The organism is Roseburia hominis (assembly GCA_040702975.1).
Taxonomy (GTDB): Bacteria; Bacillota; Clostridia; order Lachnospirales; family Lachnospiraceae; genus Allocoprococcus; species Allocoprococcus hominis_A.
The window spans coordinates 2,766,095-2,785,157 of the sequence record CP159990.1; the positions used below are offsets into that span (position 1 = coordinate 2,766,095).

Genomic DNA, 19,063 nt, shown 5'->3' on the forward strand with positions numbered 1-19,063 from the left:
CTTTAATCTCCTTCTTCCTGTTTATCATATAAATGACAGGCCACAAAATGACCATCACTTACTTCGCAAAGCTCTGGCTCTATTATCTTACATTTTTCCATACATTGCAAGCACCGGCTGACAAATCGGCAGCCTGCCGGCGGATTTACAGGACTGGGGACATCTCCATTTAGCATAATGCGCTCTCTTTTCTCTGCCACATCCGGATCTGCGATCGGTACTGCCGACAAAAGCGCTTTGGTATATGGATGTTTCGGCTCCACATACAATTCATCCGATTTTGTAAGCTCTACCATTCTCCCCAGATACATAACGCCGATTCTATCCGAAATATGTCTGACAATGGAAAGATCATGGGCGATAAAAAGCATAGTAAGTCCTTTTTCTCTCTGAAGCTTCATCAAAAGATTCGTAATCTGCGCCTGAATCGACACATCAAGAGCGGAAATAGGCTCATCACAGAACAAAAACTCTGGATTCACTGACAGTGCCCTTGCTATACCGATTCTTTGTCTCTGACCTCCCGAGAATTCATGCACATTCCGCAAAGCATGCTCCGCATTCAGCCCGACCAGTTCCAACAGATGTGCAACCATCTGATTCTCTTCTTTTCTGCTATCTGCCATTTTATGAATCCGTATCCCCTCTGCAATAATGTTATAAACTTTTTGATGCGGATCCAGAGATGCATAGGGGTCCTGAAAAATCATCTGCACTCTTTTTGTAAACTCAAAATGCTCTTTCTTTGTCATCGAATGGACATTCTTTCCATGGAACAATACTTCGCCGCCACTTTTATCGATCATTCCCAGACAAGCCTTTCCACAAGTCGTTTTTCCGCAGCCGGATTCACCTACGATTCCCAGTGTCTCTCCTTTATATATCTCGAATGACACATCATCAACTGCTTTTAATTGCTGCTTTTGCGGTGCAGGATAGTATTTTTTCAGATTCTTTACTTCAAGAACAATCTCACGTTTATCCATTTTCTGTTCCTCTCCTTCCCGCACGCTCATCCATCAGCCAACATGCGGCTCTATGAGTGTCCGACACATATTTTTCTTCCGGCATATACTGTTCGCAGATTCTCATTGCATACGGACAGCGCTCACAAAATGCGCAGCCTTTTGGCGGATTTGTCATATCCGGAATACTTCCTTCGATAGCTTGCAGCATATGCTTTCCCACCCCGTCAAGCCTTGGAACAGAGCCCAGAAGTGCTTTTGTATATGGATGTGCAGGATGATAAAAAATGTCCTTTCTCAATCCCTCCTCCACGATTTTTCCCGCATACATGACAATAATTTTGTCCGCCGTATCTGCCACAATCCCCAAATCATGCGTGATCAGCAATATCGCCATATTCATCTGCTTCTGCAGAGTTTTCATCTGTGACAGAATTTGCGCCTGAATCGTCACATCAAGCGAGGTGGTCGGTTCATCGGCAATCAGGAGCTTGGGATGGGTGATCAGTGCAATCGCGATCATAACTCTCTGACGCATTCCACCGGACAACTCATGTGGATATTTTTTAAGACAATTTTCTGCATCGGCAATTCCCGTCAGCTCCAGCATCTTAACTGCGCGTTTTCTTTTATCCTCTTTTGATGCAGAAGAATCATGATTATCCAGGCTTTCTATAATCTGTTTTCCAATCTGCATAGTGGGGTTTAGGGATACCAGCGCATCCTGAAAAATCATGGAGCACTCTTTTCCCCGAAATTTCTCCCATTCTCTGTCAGAATAGCCGGACACATCCACTCCGTTAAACAGAATCTGACTTTCCTTTAGCACCTTTCCCGGCTTTTTGACCAGGCCCATGATACTTTTGGCCGTGACGGATTTTCCACAACCGGATTCTCCGACCAGTGCGACCGTCTGACCTTCTTCCATGGAAAATGAAATATCCCGTACTGCCTGCACGGTGCTGTCATATGTAAAGAAAGACACTGTAACATGCCTCATTTCTAATAAACTGTTCATTCTCTCTTTTCCTTTCAACGAGAATATATCTATATCCCGTGCTACTCTACAATCTTAGGCTCCAACGCATTTCTTAAAATGTCTCCCAGCAAATTAAAACTCAGAACGGTAATCAGAATCATAAGTCCCGGAAAAATGGCCAGCAATGGACGGTCCAGAATATGAGCCTGCGCTCCCTGAAGCATACTTCCCCATGAAGCCCGGGGGATTTGTATCCCCAGCCCCAGAAAGCTCAAGGAAGATTCTGTCAGAATCGCATTTGCCACACTAAGACTGGCCGCAACGATAACAGGTCCCATAATGTTAGGAACAATATGAAAAATAATCACGCGTGCTTTTGAGGCCCCCAGATTTTGTGTAGCTATCACAAAATCTCTCTCTTTCAGCGACATCGTCTCCGCTCTGGTAATTCGAGCAACGGTCGCCCACGAAAACAGGCTCAGAACTGCCACAAGCGTTAAAAGTCCCGGCTTAAGAAAGGTATTTAATATTACCATTAACAGCATGCTGGGAAGCGCCAAAAAAATATCAGTAAAACTCATCAGCAGTGCGTCAATCCGTCCACCCACATATCCGGAAAAGACTCCGATTGTTGTCCCGAGCACAACGGTCATAAGCATCGACATAAAGCCAACCGCCAGCGATACCCGTCCCCCATACAAGGTACGGGTAAAATAGTCTCTCCCATATTCATCGGTTCCAAACCAATGGGCCTTAGAAATTCCCTGCAGCTTTTGTGTTACATCTAATGCATACGGGTCATACGGGCTAAGCGGGGCAAGAAGTACGACTATAATAAGAATCATCAGTAAAACTAAACTGACCATTGCAACCTTGTTGGAACGAAGTTCTTTCCAAATCTCAAACCATACATTCTGAGTTCCTACGGAGAATCCGGCCGCCTGCTTTTTTTCCAGCTTTTCAAAAGAGTCCTCTCTGATCTCCATCTTATTTTCCACTTTCTGTACCTCCCCGCTTAATTCTCGGATCCACAAACGCATACAGCAAATCTGCCAGGAAATTTCCCAAAACCAGGAGAAATCCCGAGAGCATGACATAAGCCATGATGACCGGATAATCTCTCGATCCGATCGCGGACATGGCAAGCGTCCCCACTCCCGGCCAGCCAAACACACTTTCCACGATAAAAGACCCACAGACCAGAGAAGCCAGGTTCATGCCCATCAAAGTGATGATCGGAAGCAAAGTATTTTTCAAGACATGTTTCTTCAAAATCTTTACTTTTGAATCCCCTTTTGCCTCCGCCGTAACTACATACTCTTCGCCAAGCTGCCCTATGGTATTCGCACGTATATAACGAATATAAGTAGCCACCGTTCCTACACTGAGCGTGATGCAAGGCAAAATCATATGCCTTACTGTGTCAAACGCAGACGTCTCTCCTACTGTATGCATACCTGATGAGGGTAAAATTCCCAGAATTGAAGAAAATAAAATGATCAAAAGCATTCCAAACCAAAATGAAGGAATTGACATTCCCATATATGCAATAGAACTAATGATGTTGTCGACCCATGTATTCTTTTTATATCCCGACCATAGACCAAGCGGAATCGCAAGCACCAATGATAGAATCATAGCACTGCCCATAAGCAATATCGTCGCCGGCAGCCGCCCCTTGATCTGAGGCCAGACCGATGCTTTATTGGACATGGAGACCCCGAGATCTCCCCGCACAGCGCGCCCTGCCCATGCCATATATTGCTCTGTCATGCTTTTATCCAATCCCAGTTCGGCCATAATGTTTGCCTTCTGCTCATCACTCATATCTGCAGTAACATACATTGACGAAATATCTCCCGGTGCAAAATAAATTACCGCAAAAGACAAAAAGGATATCAGTATCATTACAATCACGACCCGAATCGCTTTTTTTAAACAATATTTCCACATATATGAACCCTTTCTGTAAAATGCGAAAAAGGGGACGAATGTGGCCTGTCTCTTCAAACATGCCACATTTCATATCCCTATTTTCAGCAGACTCTGTTATCCAGAAATACTATTACTCTACATGAATAGACAGATAATCGATAAATTCCGGAATAACCGGCGATCCATCGAGCCCCGTTACATTCCACTGAGATACCATAACATAATTGGTGTAAGTCAAAGGATATTCCCAATACTCAGCAAGAGCCTTGTCCTGAATCTCATTCCAGATTTCCTGCTTCTTGGCAGCATCGGCGGTTCCCATTGCTGTCGTCGCAAGTCCTGAAACCTCTTCACTGAATCCGCAGTCGCAAAGGCGATTGGTAAGGTAACTGATTGTCTGTCCGCAGTTCGATCCACGCTGAGAATCCCAGCCATTGGTTCCCAAATCCCAGGTTGCTGCCTGTTCGCTGTCCTTCTTTGTAAAGAAACGCGGGAAGAATGTGGCGGAGTCACAACCCTCAAGCACTACGTTAACTCCGATAGCTGCCAGCTGCTGCTGCACAACCGTAGCCACTGCCTCCATATTGGAACGGTCAGAATTATAAATATATGTAAGAGTCTTTCCTTCAAGTCCTGAAGACTTAGCAAGTGCCTTCGCCTCTTCCAGATCATATTTGTATCCCGCACAGTCTTTGTTGTAAATAGACTGATCCGGGGTCAAAAGGCTGTTTGCCGGAACTGCAAGTTCATCAGAACCCCATGCGAAATCAATAATTTCCTCCTGATTTAGCGCAATAAAAATTGCTTTTCTGGCATCCGCCGATAAAGTGGACATCACAGCTCCATTTGGATTCAACTGAAGATAATTTAAACGAGCCTCAGAGACCGTATACAGATTATACTTGTCGCTTGCTGCCTTATATTTCTCCAGATCTTCCGCAGATGTCACACGCATGTAATCAATCCCGCCATTTTCGAATTCAAGCTGCTTAGTGCTTCCACTTCCGATAGTCTTCATGACAACAGTTTCAACGGATGGTATTCCCCTGTAATAGTCATCTCTTGCTTTAAATACAAGGCTGTCCTCATTAATCTCACTTACCACATATGCACCTGATGTAACCATGTCCGTTGAATTAAAGTAACCGCTGTCATCAATCTTAGAAGCATCATCATCAAACGCATGAGACGGCATCAGATAGAACTGTGAAAGTGTTCTGACATAATTATCATAAACTGACGGCAGTACGATCTCCAATGTCTTTTCGTCTACTTCGTTGAATTTTACTTCACCACCATTTACCAATGTGAAAGATGTCGGTCCACCATAGGAGAGTACGCCGTAGTCAATTGTAAACAGAATGTCCTGCACTGTGACTGGCTCGCCATCACTCCAGGTCGCTTTATCGTTGATATGAACCGTATAGGTCAAACCATCCTCTGAGATGTCAAGGCTGTCTGCCAGATAATATTCCAGCCCATCCCGCGTCTCAGCGAACAATGGCTCATAAATCGGACGAATCGCGCTTACCAGATCGTCACTGCTCTGCGCACTCGGTTGAAGCGATGATGGCATATGTCCCATCGCAACTGTAAATGTGCTGTCAGTCGTCTTCTCTTCCTTGGTTCCTTCCTGACTCTTCTGTGTCTTCTCGTCACTGTTTCCACAACCGGCAAGCAGTCCAACCGCCATAGCGGAAATGAGAAGAAGAGTTAAAAGTTTTCTTTTCATAGATACTTCCTCCTTTTCTTTCCTGTTTTGTATTGTTCTTTTTTTAACAGGCTCTTGCTTTACCAATAATTATAAAAAAGTGACTTAATTAACGGAATTTACACAAACTATTTTTTGTCATTCTGATTTACATTTTCAACAAATTGTAAACCTATCGACCAGTGAAATATTATATAATAAAAGGTTATAAAAAAACTTTTGCCTGGGTTTTCTGACCCATGCAAAAGTTCTTATACACATTATTGATAATACTGACTAATCGGTTCCGGTATACAATCACATACCAAACGCGTGATTTCTTTCGGGCTCCGACTGTCCTTAGAGCAAATCCACCTGAAAACCACGGCTGTCCTCGACAAATTCCACATATACAAAGAAGTCTCTACATTTTCCGGCAATTCCTCTACTCCCAATTCCCTCTTTAAGCGATGTACCATACAGGCCAACGTGTAATTTACTATGTAATCCTGTATGCAATTCTGTCCTTGATAAGAAGAAATATTTATATAATAATTCCTTTCTTTTCGCATATACTCCAGAACTTTGGAATGAAACTCCCTCCACTGGCTGTTGGTAAATCCTTTACAAATCTGATCAGACTCCGTTTTGTAAATCCAACTGACAAGATCATATTTATCTCTAAAATGATTATAAAACGTAGTTCTTGATATGTCGCTATACTTAGAAATATCCTGAACACTAATACTTTCATATGGGTTTTCCTTTAGAAGTTCTTTTAGCGAATCAGCCAACACTCCTTTTATGTCAATTTTCAGCATAAAATCACATCCAATCCTGATGTTAACATTTTACTTTTTTTGACACAAAAAGTCCAATCGTTTATGGGAATATCACGCCTCATTTATTTGCTTTTTCTATAAGTCTACGTATTATATAAAGAATATGTGAAATATGTAACGTCATAAAAACTTTCGTTTTCATAACTCAAAAAGAACACCCCGCAAGATTCACGACTTTAGACACTTGGTATTATGTGGAATGTTCTCTATCATATTTTATTTATATTTTTCAATCATACAGGTATGTTTCTTACTTTTCACATCATAATTAATTCCAACAAGAAGTATGTCACTCCCAAATCCTTCCAACACCTGCGGATAATTCTTTTTCTTTATCTGGGAAATCGCTCCCTCTTCTGTCCTATTCCATTTTAACTCAATTAACAAAATCGGCAATTCGGATCCCCGCTTTGGCAGAAATACTACATCCGCATATCCCTTTCCAGTCGGCAACTCTTCTATTCGCAAATACTCGTCAACACAACTAATATATGCAAATCTGATCACACTTCTAAGGGCCTGCTCATCATTATAAAATAATGGTGATGTCCCTGCACTATGCGCTTCTTCAATCGCTCTTGCAACTGCCTCACTATCCATATCCAAAGTTTTTCTAAGTAACTCTTCTGAGTTTTTAATTAAGGTTGCTGCTTCAATATGTTTCCCCATAGTCACAGCTCGTATAAATTCCTGCCTGATTTCCTCATTCGGGATAAACACTGTTTTCTCATCTGCATCATATACAAGATATCCCAGGTGAGCTAAGAGAGTCAGAACATCATCTTTCCGCTTGATATTTGTCATATCATTTTGAAATGTGCCAATATCAACAGGATAGTGTGCACCGCCTAACATTTGAACAATAGCCTCTTTTAACCCTTCCTCGTTCATATCTATATAAATCTTTAAGGATTCATAAGTCTCTGTTTGAGTCCAATAACTTCCTAACCGATTACGCCTGATTGCATCAAGAACCGATTTCGGACTGTAAATATGAACACGGTTTCCCAGAATATATCCATCATACCAGCTTTGAATTTCAGAAAAATCCAACTTTGATTTCTCGCATAAAGAACGTACTTCACTCTCAGTAAAACCTACATACTCCTCCAATGGTTCCGGCTGGAGCATCGTATACTCTTCAAAATCTGTAAGTGCCGACTGTGTACCATATTTTTTAATCGGCAATATCCCCGTCATATAAGCAGCTTCAATCATCCTGTCAGTCAGACTACTTTTAAATAAACCGCGCAGTAACTGTATATATTCCTTCTGCAGCTCTGTGTCCTCGGGAGCCTCGCGAAAAAGTGCATCCCATTCATCTATAATAATGATAAATTTACTTCCTGTCTCTATTGCAACATTTGCTAACATCTTCGGAAACGTTGCTTCTTTATTCACATTCGGATAAGTGTCATATAACTCCTTAAGCACTTCTTTCTGTATGGCCTTTACTACATTTTTCACATCTGCCGCATTGGAAGTAAACCATGTAATATCGAGATAAATTACATCATATTTATTCAAATGCTCCTCAAAAGACTTTTCTTCTGAAATTTTCAAACCTTCAAATAATTCTCTGGAATCACAGCTTTTATCATAATACGCACATAACATTTTAGCTGCAAACGATTTTCCAAAACGCCTGGGCCGGCTTACACAAGTGAGTTTCTGCATCGTGCCTAATGTTTCGTTGATGTATGAAATCATCTTGGTCTTATCTATATATTGTCCTCTTTTGATTGCACGAAACCCCTCATTTCCAGTATTCAAATAATTTCCCACAACCTAGCACCTCATTTCTATACACAACGATATCCCGCATATTCCTGACCTAATCCTATTCAATAACTTTTCACATAATCCTTACTACTATTTTTACAGTATTCACTCTAATCCCTACATATTTATCCTAACATACAGATCTCCTTTATTCAAGATATGCCTTATTTTCTTCGTAAAGTAGAGTGTACTTCTCCTCAAATGCTTTCTTATACTGAGCGACCTTCAGCGCTTCCGCCCACTCATCACACCAGGTCTCGTATTCGGTGCCATATACCCGAATGCGCTCCATAATATACTCCTCCGGGTCATGGACCAAATCGCCCAATCGCCCATAAGCCTCCTCATTCAACTTTCTCAGGCTCTCCTTTCGCGGTTCCGCAATTTCCTTCCCCGCCGCAGCAGACTCCTTCAATTCTTCATTACAATCTCTTAGCACAAGCACCTGCTCCTGGTACCGTTCCAGATACTCCTCTAAAATCTTGAGTTCCACCTTGCCGTCACTGCCTCTTGCCACCTGCCCGAGCCGAATCGGTTCCTCAAGCTCCACTCTGGAGAGTTCTTTACGAATACGCGTATCATCATTAATCGACACACCTGAGCTGTATCCCAGCGCAAATCCCAGGACAGTCGGAACTAAAACACCTGCCACTGCCAGTATCGTACGTCCTTTCTTTTTCATTCCTCCACCTTCCTTTGAACGCTCTCTACCGTTCCACCTTGTCGGAAATCTTCCTCACATACTAACCAAAAATCAATCCTACGATCAGACCAAAAATTGTTCCGCCGATTGCTCCGGCTACACATACTGCTATATACAATACCATTTTCAGCCAACCTGGAAATTTCTTTTTAATTACAGACCCATATTCCTTCCTATTCTCGCGCTCCGTCTCAGTTTTTCTTGCCGAATAGCCCCGTTGTTCAGGCGTATCCTCCACACATTCTTCTTCATCTTCCTGCTGCCTGTTTTCCCCCTGCACCGGCGTGGACTCCTGCTGCCACCCTATTGCCCGTTCCATGCTCTGCACCTGTTCAATATAGACATGATAGGGGAAACGCGGAATTCCATATTGCTCACTGTTAAAGCGATATCCGTCAATCGATGCAAAATACTGCCAGATCTGCATTGTGAAAATGTGATGGCTGCCCAGAAAATGGTACCACGCCTCCACAAATTCCCGCGACGCAAATACCTCCGGCATTCGCGGATTATCGAAAGGCTCATCAAAATAATCCCGCCACTTATATAGCTTAGAACGCCACTCCTCATTCATATACAGAATGTGGAACTCCTCCATAAGCCGGCGCACCAGACAATTGATCCCCGCATTCTGCCCTCCGGCGTTCGCGAGACGTTCAAACTGCTCCTGCCACGGCCCGGCTTCCCCCGTCTCACTGGCGCTTGGAGCTTCCTCTGACGAAGTCCAATCCACTTTACCGGCGCTTGAGAACTCCACTTCCGAATTGTTCTCGCTTTCCCAACCATTCGAACCCTGTTCCGTAAAAGTTCTGCCTGCCTCCTCCACGTTCGAAGCCTCTTCCTTCGAAAAAGCCTCCTCTACTTCCTCTCTATCCCTGCCGTTCTCATTTTCCCTCGCCGCAGCTTCCACTTCCGCCTTCGCCTTTTCCCATTTTGCCCGCGCAATCGCTTCCTCATACGCAGCGTGAAGCACCTGGAACTCCTCTGGGTGGTCCTCCGGGTGATATTCCCTGGACTTTGCCGCATATGCCTTCTTTATTCTTTTAATCTCATAAGTCTCCTCAATTCCAAGGACTTCATAGCAATTCATACCTGCCTCCCGCCGGCCTCTTTTTACTGTTTCCGTCTCCACTCATCATAAAGATACTTTTCCACACGCACTCCTACCGAATTCTTCGGTGAATTCTCAATGATATCCAAAAGTTCCTCCGTCCTGGTATACGATTTTTCAATCGTTTTTGCGTCCTGAGTCGCAAGCGCCGCAGTGAACTCCTCCAGGAATCTTCCTACATATTTGCGGATATCTCCCGTATTTTCCTCGAATAACCGGTCTCCTTTCGCCAGCAAAAGCCGGTTCTTCTCCTGATCTCTGGGGTGAATCTTAAGTTTCTGAAGTTCTTCCCTTCTCTTTTCAATCTCTTCCTTGGAAAGCTGGATCTCTTTATTAACAATCACCTTGCTGAAGGTCTCCTGCGTGCTGACTACTGTCACGTCGATCTCCAGAATTCCGTTAATGTCATACGTATATCTGACATCAATGGCCTCCCTGTCTTTATCCGTTTTTCCCGCAGGGACCGGAACCTCCAGCTTCCCAAGGCATAGATTCTGCCTGGCAATCCGGTGCTCTCCCTGCAAAATAGTGACGGTGCACTGCGTCTGAAATGGATTCGCCGTATAGTACCGGGATACCCGGCTGATCGGGAGCACGGAATTCCGTTCAATGATCGGCGCCATAATCTCCGGCGCATTCCGGTCCTCCTGCACCACCTCCGTCCCCAGCGTAAAGGGACAGATATCCGTCAGCATCATATCCTTGACCGCTTCCATACGCTCCTTGATCCCCGCGTACATTCCCACACCGACCGCCACAGCCACGTCCGGATCGATACTGCAAAGCGGCTTCTTCCCGCTCAGAAACTGCAGATAATTCTGAATCAGCGGCATCTTGCTTGAACCGCCCACCAGAATCACCTCATCGATATCCTCCCAGCCATATCCACTGTCATGCAGTGCCGTCTGAAGCGGCAGACCGATACTCTCAAGAACCCGCGAAGACACCTCCAGAAGCCCCTTGGTATCCAGTTCCATACGATACAGCCTTCCGCCTGCATTTACCTCCATCTCGGCTTTATCCTGCCCGGTAAGCTGCTGTTTCAGCCGTTCTGCCGCCTTCAGGATAGCGGCCCACTCTTCCTTCGTCACCCGGCCCATATCCAGATAATTGACCGCCAGGAATTTCTCCGCAATAAGCCGGTTCAGATCGTCCCCGCCCAGGTGATTATCACCCGCCACCGCCGTAATCTCGATCACGCTCTCAAATGCGTCCACAATCGAAATATCCAGCGTGCCGCCGCCGAAATCAAATACCAGATAGGTCTGATCCTCCTCCGTTTTTCCGAATCGGTATGCCAATGCCGCCGCGGACGGTTCATTTACGATTCTCTCCACCTTAAGTCCCGCCAGCTCCCCGGCAATCTTTGTGGCATTCCTCTGTAGATCATTAAAATAAGCCGGCACGCTGATCACTGCCTCTTCCACCGCTTCTCCAAGGAAACGCTCCGCATCGGCCTTGAGCTGCTTTAGCACAAAAGCTGACAGATCAGAAGGGGAAAATGCCTTCCCTCCCAGCACAAAGCTATGGTCCGTCCCCATAAAACGCTTGAAGCTGGCCGCCGTATACTCTGGGTGGGAGATCAGCCGTTCTTTTGCCGTCCGTCCCACCAGGATTTCACCGTTATCATCTACTCCCACAACCGAGGGAGTCAGATACTCCCCCAGGTTATTGGGAATCAAAGTACATTTATCCTCCTGCCATACACTGACAAGACTGTTCGTAGTCCCTAAATCAATTCCAACAATCGCCATCGTCCCATCTACTTTCTCATCTTTGAACCCGCGCCGTCCCGTTTTGCCTGTTTCAGACGGTTCAAGGTAATTTCCTTCTCATGGAACAGAACCTTACATTCCGTTCCTTCCTCAAATAAAAATGCCGTTTCCACAGCGTCCTTCTTCTGCAATTTCATTCCCCGCACGCCCACAGCGCCCTTCTTCTTCTCGGACACCTCTTCTGCCGAAAACCGCAGTAGATACTCATTCTCCGTGGCAAGGACCACCTGCTGGTTGTCCGTAATAATCTGGATACTGACCACCGCGTCCTCCGGTTGCAGCTTCGTCGCCGCTATAGTCCGTTTGCTCACCTGAAACTCGCTGCCTTCCACCTTCTTGATCATACCCTGCCTGGTGACGAACAAAAATTTTGCAAAATACAGCTGGCGCTCATCACAGATGAAAATGATCTCCTCCTTCGTGCTGTCATAATTGCTCACATTATCGATCGGCTGCCCCTTATCCCTGAATTTTCCATAGGGCAGATCCTGCACCTTCACCTGGTGCATCTTGCCGTCTGCCGTAAAAAGCAGAAGCTTTCCGGTATTCATGCAGGGCACCAGATATTTATTCTCCTTATCTGCGGCCTCCTTGTTCCGGTCATACACGGACAGATCCACCGTCTTCGCGTACCCGAACCGGTCCATCAGAAGCATGACCTCCTGCTCCTCGACCTTCTTCTCCTCGAATACCGCTTCCTCGGCATTTTCAATCTTCGTTTTCCGCTTTGCAGTATACTCCTTTTTAAACGCCTCCAGATCGGAGATGATCACCTCCGCCATGGAATCATAATTATTTAAAATGTCCTCGTATCTGGCAATATTTGCCAGGGTCGTCTCATGCTCCCGCATCAGAGCCTCGATCTCCAGGCCGATCAGCTTATAGAGCCGCATTTCCAGAATCGCAGTCGCCTGACGCTCTGTAAAACGAAGCATCGAAGCCATTTTCTGGGAAATCCTGGACTTGAACTTAATTCCGACCGTCTCCCCCCTGGTCAGACACGCTTTTGCGTCCTTCACCGAGGTACTTCCCCGCAGAATCTCAATGATCAGATCAATCACGTCACAGGCTTTTATGAGCCCCTCCTGGATCTCTTTTTTCTCCTCCTCTTTTCGAAGCAGCGTCTGGTACTTCCGCGTGGCAAGCTCGAACTGAAAATCCACATGGTGCTCAATGATCTTTTTCAGTCCCAGGACCTCCGGACGGCCGTCCGCCACCGCCAGCATATTGACCCCGAAGGTATCCTCCAGACGGGTCTTCTTGTACAGCATATTGATCAGATTGTCCACGTCCGTGTCACGCTTTACCTCGATCACGATGCGGATTCCCTCCTTCGAGGACTGGTTGGAGATGTCCACGATATCCGAGGTCTTCTTACTTTCCACCAGGGCGCACACATCATTCAGGAATTTCCCGATTCCCGCTCCGATCATGGTGTACGGAATCTCGGAAATGACGATCTTCTTTTTCCCGCCTTTTGCTTCCTCCACATCTACCTTTCCACGGATCTTGATCTTTCCGGTTCCGGTCTCATAGATCTCCGGCAGGTCGTCTTTGTTGACCACGATCCCTCCCGTGGGGAAATCCGGTCCTTTGATATATTTCATAAGCTGGCGGGTGGTGATCTCGCCATTCTTCATATACGCCTTCACCGCGTCAATGATCTCCCCCAGATTGTGGGTCGGAATACTGGTCGCCATACCGACCGCGATTCCCTCCGCTCCATTGAGCAGAAGATTCGGCACCCGCACCGGCAGCACGGCCGGCTCTTTTTCCGTCTCGTCAAAATTGGGGACAAAATCAATGATATCTTTATCCAGATCCGCAAGAAACGCTTCCTGCGTGATCTTCGCAAGCCTGGCCTCCGTATAACGCATGGCGGCGGCTCCGTCCCCTTCAATGGAGCCAAAATTCCCATGCCCGTCCACCAGAACCATGCCTTTTTTGAACTCCTGGGCCATCACCACCAGCGCCTCATAGATCGAACTGTCCCCGTGAGGGTGATATTTACCCATGGTATCTCCCACAATACGGGCACATTTCCTGTACGGCCTGTCGTAGCGGATCCCCAGCTCATACATATCGTAAAGTGTTCTTCTTTGCACCGGCTTTAAGCCGTCCCTGACATCGGGCAGGGCACGGGCAATGATCACACTCATTGCATAATCAATATAAGATTTTTTCATAAGCTCCGAATATTCTGTCCGGATAATCTGACTCTCTTCCATCTGTCCGTACCTCCCTTATATATCCAGTTCCGCTTCCGTGGCATTCTCATAGATAAATGCCCTTCTTGGCGGAACCTCCGTTCCCATCAGCATCTCGGTCACACTGGACGCCATGCGGGCGTCTTCGATCTCGATCCGTTTGAGCAGCCGCCTCCCCGGATCCAGCGTCGTCTCCCAGAGCTGCTCTGCGTCCATCTCGCCAAGGCCCTTGTACCTTTGCAGGGTAAACGGCCCGTCGTGCATCTTTCGGTAGTCCTCCAGCGCTTTATCGTCGTAGAGATACTCCTCCTCCCCTTTTTTCGGCATCGCCTTGTAAAGAGGCGGCATCGCCACATAGACATGTCCTTCATAGATCAACTCCGGCATGAACCGGTAAAACAGCGTCAGAAGCAGCGTGGAAATATGTGCTCCGTCCACGTCCGCATCTGCCATGATGATGATCTTATCATATCTCAGCTTTGTGATGTCAAAATCATTTCCATATCCTTCGGAAAATCCGCAGCCAAATGCATTGATCATCGTCTTGATCTCCGCATTTGCCAGCACCTTATCGATGCTTGCCTTCTCCACATTCAGGATCTTGCCCCGAATAGGAAGGATTGCCTGATACATGCGGTCTCTGGCCGTCTTCGCGGACCCTCCCGCAGAGTCTCCCTCCACGATAAAAATCTCGCATTTCGACGCGTCTCGGCTCTCGCAGTTTGCCAGCTTTCCGTTGCTGTCGAAGGAATACTTCTGCTTGCTCAGAAGATTGGTCTTGGCTTTCTCCTCCGTTTTCCGAATCTTCGCCGCCTTTTCCGCGCAGGAAAGCACCTTTTTTAAGGTCTCCAGATTCCGGTCAAAGAACCGGGGCACCTCCTCATTTGTCACCTTTCCGGTAGCTTTCGCGGCGTCCTGATTGTCCAGCTTCGTCTTCGTCTGCCCCTCGAACCGCGGGTCCGGGTGCTTGATGGAAACGATCGCCGTCATACCATTACGCACATCGGCTCCGGTAAAATTATTATCCTTCTCCTTCAGGATTCCAAGCTCCCTGGCGTACTGATTCATGATCGTGGTAAATGTGGTCTTAAACCCTGTCAGATGCGTGCCGCCCTCCGCATTGTAAATATTATTACAGAATCCCAGCACGTTCTCATGGAACTCGTTCACATACTGGAACGCCACTTCCACCTCCACGCCCTCGGCTTCCCCTTTGTAATACACCGGCTCATGGATCACTTCTTTCTTGGAATTCAGATCCTTGATAAACCCGATGATCCCATCCGGCTCATGAAATTCCTGCCGGTCCACAGGGTCTTTTCGTTTATCCTCGAATATGATCGTGAGCGTCGGGTTCAGATATGCAGTCTCATGAAGACGACTGATGATCTCCTCCTCCTTAAACCTTGTCTTCTCGAAAATCGTGGGGTCCGGCAGGAAATTCACACAGGTCCCCGTCTTCCTCGTCTTTCCGATCACCGGGAGAAGTCCATTTTCCAGCTCAATCACCGGAACGCCCCGCTCATACCGGTCATGATGGATCCCGCCATCTTTACTAATCTTTACGTCCATATAAGTAGAAAGCGCATTCACGACAGAAGAACCTACACCGTGAAGTCCGCCGCTGGTCTTGTAGGCACTGTCATCAAATTTGCCGCCTGCATGAAGCGTCGTATAGACGATTCGCGCCGCCGACACCCCTTTCGCGTGCATGTCCACCGGAACGCCCCGCCCGTTGTCCGTGACGGTGGCAGAGCCGTCCTTTTCCAATGTCACCTGAATGAGATCACAGAAACCAGCCAGATGTTCGTCCACAGCATTATCCACGATCTCATATACCAGATGATTGAGTCCCTTGGTACTCACACTTCCGATATACATACCGGGACGCTTTCTGACCGCCTCCAGTCCTTCCAATATGGAAATACTATCCGCATCGTATGTAGATTGTTTTGCCATCGTTTCCTACCCTTCTCTTTCTATTAAATAAAATGAATTTTCATTTTCATGTAGACTGAACCATATTGAATTGTATCCCAAATTTTTGCGACTTGTCAATAGATAGAAGCCATATTTATGAAATACTCCGCCTCCCCACACGATATCTTGTGCATTCATATAACATTTTCACTATTGTGATATATTCTGCTGTTCTCAGGGACAAATCTTAATCTACAAGCAGTTTAAATACCATTTTCGCTATTCTGACGTATCCTTCTCCCCCATCAATACATCATTTAGCAAGTCAGCCAGTGGCTCCATGGCGTTCTTCATTTCCTGAAAAGTGTTGGTCTGCGCCCCCGCCTCAATGATCAGCATCTTCGGCATCAGATCCATATTGTACTTATACCCTTTCAAATAATTCCGCCGTGTAAAGCCCGGATATTTTTCTTCCGCCGCGATCTTCATCTGCATGGAAAATGCAAGATTATCCTGAATATACGGATTGGTCATTCCCGTCAAATTCCCGTTGGTCCTGGTCCTGCACATTCCGTTAAAGAACATGATCTGCGCCGTAGGTTTCCCTCCGATATCAGTGACCAGATGTGTGGACGAACCCACGCCGTCCCTATGTAAATCGATCACCACCTCCACCGTAGGATTTTCCTTCAGAATCTGCTCGATCTTTGGCTTCGCCAGTTCGTAAGCCTCACTTCGATCCAGCTTCCCTCCGATCAAATCATAGACCCCTTCGTGGTGAAGCGTGGAAATCCCATATTTGTCATTTAAAAGCTCCGTAAGATATCGTCCCACTCCCACAATACTGGTGGACGGATCGCCGTCGGAGTCCGCAAACGCCTCCTGGGAATGCGTATGGAAAATGAGGACCTTCGGTCCTTCTTTCTCCTGATTGATCCGCATATCCTGCGCCATTAATGTTTTGGCATTCAAATCTTCCGCATTGATATATGTCACACTGTCCACTGTGTAAAAATGGCTCACAAGATAGTCAAAATCACACAGTTTATCCATCGAGATCTCTACCTTCGCCTGCTTAGTTTCACTGCTCTTATCTTCTCCGATCAGCTCCCCGTTTTCATTCACTGCATTCTCATCTTCCGCCTGCCGTTTCGTCAGCAGCTCATAGGTTGCCTCGTCTTCCACCGCCAGCTCCTCTTCCTTACTTTCGGCAATATAAGTTCCCAGCGGAATCAGGCTTTGCGCCATCTGGAAGATCCGCTGGGTCAGGGGCAGCTTCTCTGTTTTCTTTTCATGATACGCAACTCCCGGGAGGAACATCTGCTCTGCCTGCTCCTGTACTCTTTGGATCAGTTCCGGTTTCTGCCCCTCCCAAAAACCGTTCCCGGAATCAGCAAACAAATAAACTCCTAATATGCAGATGATCATTCCGGCCAATATACCGGTAAAACGTCGTCTCTTCATTCATTTTCCCCTTGCTGTCTGTGATCGAACCTGTTTTTAGCACCCACATAACAGCATATGCCGGAGTTTGCTATGATATTTCTTCCTGGCCGGAAAACAGGATATTCAGTCCCTCGGAAATCGTGTAGCTGATCCGTTTTACCGTATCATCAATGTCTTTCGGGGTTACGAACATGCCATTTAGATGCGGGGCGATCAGTTCCTTGACAAGTTCATATTTTTCGGCAGCATTGTAGCCCTGCAGCACCAGACCCACTCCTTTTAAAGCCTCGCTTCTCTCCAGCGCTTTGATCAGGTTCTCCATGGTATCTCCGGCAATGGTAGCTGCATCTACCACCGTAGGAACGCCGATCGCAATCACCGGAATTCCCACCGTTTCCTCCGTGATTCCGTTCCGGTGGTTTCCCACGCCGGAGCCGGGGTTGATTCCCGTATCTGCAATCTGAATGGTCCGATTAAGCCGCTTCGTGTTGCGGGCCGCAAGTGCATCGATCGCAATGAGAAAATCCGGTTTCGTCTCCGCCACCACGCCGCGGATAATTTCCACCGTCTCCATACCGGTCTGCCCCATCACTCCCGGAACGATCGCGCTGACGCTTTTCGCATGTTCCTCGCCCATGGCATATTTCCCATACTCGCGGATAATATGGCGGGTCACATTCAGGTTATCTGCCACAAAAGGTCCCAGCGCGTCCGGCGTCACCTGTCTGTTTCCAAGCCCCACCACCAGGGCGCTGTAATCCTTTTCCTTCCGGATTGGAAGCATTCCTTTAATAAAGGAAGCGATCTCTTTGGAAATCTCCCGATGATAATCCTCGTCTGGAACTGCCATGTTGGGCGCTTCCATCGTAATATAGGTCCCCACCGGCTTTCCCATGGCCTTCGCACCATTTTCCGTCTCGATCTTCACCGTAGTGATCCGTATTTCCCGCTCTTCATCGTATTCCTCGGTCAGAATGACCCCCTGAACTTCCACATTATCCGACTCAAACCGCTCTTTCTGCTCTAATGCAAGGTCTGTCCTGATACTGTATTTCTCCAGCATGCTATTACCCCCTGAATCAACATTTCGTCTTTGCCTTTTTGCGCTTTTACGCCATGCGCACCTCGATTTCGCTTCGCTCCATCTCGGTGAGGGCGTGCGCCCTATGCAAAAAGCCAAAGCCGGCTCTTTGCAGGCAAGCCTGCACGTTCCGCCTTTGCCTTTTTGCGCATGGCTTACTAATCATATTTTTCTCACATTTTTGGAAAATATGTATTGACAAGCCATATTAATTCGCCTAAAATAAATAAGTGTGTTCGTCGGATATTTCGTGTCTCATTCGGCGATTTGAAATGAAAATGATCAAGATTTGGAGGTGTCAAAATTGGCTAACATTAAATCTGCTAAGAAAAGAATTTTAGTAACTGAGACTAAGACAGCAAGAAATAAAGCAATCAAATCTAAAGTGAAAACTTACGTAAAGAAAGTGGAAACTGCTGTTGCTAAAAAAGATGCAGAGACTGCTAAGGCTGCTCTTGCTGAAGCAATTTCTGTAATCAACAAAGCTGGAAGCAAAGGTGTTTATCACAAGAACACATGTGCCAGAAAGATTTCCCGTTTAACAAAAGCTGTTAACGGTATTGCTTAATTTCGTCTTGAAATACATGCATAAAAGGACAACCATACCGTCATGTGGTTGTCCTTTTT

Annotated in this window: 15 protein-coding genes; 1 reads left to right on the forward strand and 14 read right to left on the reverse strand. The window is 46.4% G+C overall.

Features of this window, described 5'->3' with window-relative positions:
* Nucleotides 1-2: 2 nt before the first annotated feature.
* The 14 genes from ABXS75_12810 to gpr form a co-directional block, all read right to left on the reverse strand.
* Complete coding sequence (locus tag ABXS75_12810) at nucleotides 3-986, reverse strand: oligopeptide/dipeptide ABC transporter ATP-binding protein (GenBank protein XCP83948.1); 984 nt, start codon at nucleotides 984-986, stop codon at nucleotides 3-5.
* Entirely contained in the window at nucleotides 979-1,983 is a 1,005-nt protein-coding gene (locus ABXS75_12815) for an ABC transporter ATP-binding protein (protein ID XCP83949.1), read from the reverse strand. Before ABXS75_12815 ends, ABXS75_12810 begins: the two co-directional genes overlap by 8 nt.
* Before the next feature lie 41 nt (nucleotides 1,984-2,024).
* Nucleotides 2,025-2,942 (reverse strand): ABC transporter permease, encoded by a 918-nt coding sequence (locus ABXS75_12820; GenBank protein ID XCP83950.1) that lies wholly within the window; start codon nucleotides 2,940-2,942, stop codon nucleotides 2,025-2,027.
* Nucleotides 2,932-3,897 (reverse strand): ABC transporter permease, encoded by a 966-nt coding sequence (locus tag ABXS75_12825; GenBank protein XCP83951.1) that lies wholly within the window; start codon nucleotides 3,895-3,897, stop codon nucleotides 2,932-2,934. The genes ABXS75_12820 and ABXS75_12825 overlap by 11 nt, the downstream gene beginning before the upstream one ends.
* Before the next feature lie 112 nt (nucleotides 3,898-4,009).
* Entirely contained in the window at nucleotides 4,010-5,611 is a 1,602-nt protein-coding gene (locus ABXS75_12830; GenBank protein ID XCP83952.1) for an ABC transporter substrate-binding protein, read from the reverse strand.
* Between the two features lie 239 nt (nucleotides 5,612-5,850).
* Nucleotides 5,851-6,390, reverse strand: a complete 540-nt coding sequence (locus ABXS75_12835) for a TetR/AcrR family transcriptional regulator C-terminal domain-containing protein (protein ID XCP83953.1) — start codon at nucleotides 6,388-6,390, stop codon at nucleotides 5,851-5,853.
* 237 nt (nucleotides 6,391-6,627) lie between these two features.
* Complete coding sequence (locus ABXS75_12840) at nucleotides 6,628-8,196, reverse strand: AAA family ATPase (protein XCP83954.1); 1,569 nt, start codon at nucleotides 8,194-8,196, stop codon at nucleotides 6,628-6,630.
* A gap of 145 nt (nucleotides 8,197-8,341) precedes the next feature.
* Nucleotides 8,342-8,875 carry a hypothetical protein gene (locus tag ABXS75_12845; GenBank protein ID XCP83955.1) on the reverse strand — a complete coding sequence of 178 codons (534 nt, stop codon included), beginning with the start codon at nucleotides 8,873-8,875 and terminating at the stop codon, nucleotides 8,342-8,344.
* Nucleotides 8,876-8,936: 61 nt separating this feature from the next.
* Nucleotides 8,937-9,986 carry a J domain-containing protein gene (locus ABXS75_12850; GenBank protein XCP83956.1) on the reverse strand — a complete coding sequence of 350 codons (1,050 nt, stop codon included), beginning with the start codon at nucleotides 9,984-9,986 and terminating at the stop codon, nucleotides 8,937-8,939.
* Nucleotides 9,987-10,009: 23 nt separating this feature from the next.
* A complete protein-coding gene (locus ABXS75_12855; GenBank protein XCP83957.1) occupies nucleotides 10,010-11,761 on the reverse strand; it encodes a molecular chaperone HscC in 1,752 nt (583 codons plus the stop codon).
* An 8-nt stretch (nucleotides 11,762-11,769) separates the two neighbouring features.
* Entirely contained in the window at nucleotides 11,770-14,010 is a 2,241-nt protein-coding gene (locus ABXS75_12860) for a DNA topoisomerase (ATP-hydrolyzing) (protein XCP83958.1), read from the reverse strand.
* Between the two features lie 15 nt (nucleotides 14,011-14,025).
* A complete protein-coding gene (locus ABXS75_12865; protein ID XCP83959.1) occupies nucleotides 14,026-15,948 on the reverse strand; it encodes a DNA gyrase subunit B in 1,923 nt (640 codons plus the stop codon).
* A 240-nt stretch (nucleotides 15,949-16,188) separates the two neighbouring features.
* A complete protein-coding gene (locus ABXS75_12870) occupies nucleotides 16,189-17,373 on the reverse strand; it encodes a stage II sporulation protein P (GenBank protein XCP83960.1) in 1,185 nt (394 codons plus the stop codon).
* Between the two features lie 70 nt (nucleotides 17,374-17,443).
* Nucleotides 17,444-18,418, reverse strand: a complete 975-nt coding sequence (gene gpr, locus ABXS75_12875; GenBank protein ID XCP83961.1) for a GPR endopeptidase — start codon at nucleotides 18,416-18,418, stop codon at nucleotides 17,444-17,446.
* Between the two features lie 322 nt (nucleotides 18,419-18,740).
* Here gpr and rpsT point away from each other — a divergent pair, with 322 nt between their 5' ends.
* Complete coding sequence (gene rpsT, locus ABXS75_12880; protein ID XCP83962.1) at nucleotides 18,741-19,004, forward strand: 30S ribosomal protein S20; 264 nt, start codon at nucleotides 18,741-18,743, stop codon at nucleotides 19,002-19,004.
* The last annotated feature ends 59 nt before the right edge of the window (nucleotides 19,005-19,063 follow it).

What these genes read in the sequence shown, in the direction of transcription:
- ABXS75_12810 (XCP83948.1), bottom strand. Translation starts at nt 986, where the DNA reads ATGGATAAACGTGAGATTGTTCTTGAAGTAAAGAATCTGAAAAAATAC.
- ABXS75_12815 (XCP83949.1), bottom strand. Translation starts at nt 1,983, where the DNA reads ATGAACAGTTTATTAGAAATGAGGCATGTTACAGTGTCTTTCTTTACA.
- ABXS75_12825 (XCP83951.1), bottom strand. Translation starts at nt 3,897, where the DNA reads ATGTGGAAATATTGTTTAAAAAAAGCGATTCGGGTCGTGATTGTAATG.
- ABXS75_12830 (XCP83952.1), bottom strand. Translation starts at nt 5,611, where the DNA reads ATGAAAAGAAAACTTTTAACTCTTCTTCTCATTTCCGCTATGGCGGTT.
- ABXS75_12835 (XCP83953.1), bottom strand. Translation starts at nt 6,390, where the DNA reads ATGCTGAAAATTGACATAAAAGGAGTGTTGGCTGATTCGCTAAAAGAA.
- ABXS75_12845 (XCP83955.1), bottom strand. Translation starts at nt 8,875, where the DNA reads ATGAAAAAGAAAGGACGTACGATACTGGCAGTGGCAGGTGTTTTAGTT.
- ABXS75_12850 (XCP83956.1), bottom strand. Translation starts at nt 9,986, where the DNA reads ATGAATTGCTATGAAGTCCTTGGAATTGAGGAGACTTATGAGATTAAA.
- ABXS75_12855 (XCP83957.1), bottom strand. Translation starts at nt 11,761, where the DNA reads ATGGCGATTGTTGGAATTGATTTAGGGACTACGAACAGTCTTGTCAGT.
- ABXS75_12860 (XCP83958.1), bottom strand. Translation starts at nt 14,010, where the DNA reads ATGGAAGAGAGTCAGATTATCCGGACAGAATATTCGGAGCTTATGAAA.
- ABXS75_12865 (XCP83959.1), bottom strand. Translation starts at nt 15,948, where the DNA reads ATGGCAAAACAATCTACATACGATGCGGATAGTATTTCCATATTGGAA.
- ABXS75_12870 (XCP83960.1), bottom strand. Translation starts at nt 17,373, where the DNA reads ATGAAGAGACGACGTTTTACCGGTATATTGGCCGGAATGATCATCTGC.
- gpr (XCP83961.1), bottom strand. Translation starts at nt 18,418, where the DNA reads ATGCTGGAGAAATACAGTATCAGGACAGACCTTGCATTAGAGCAGAAA.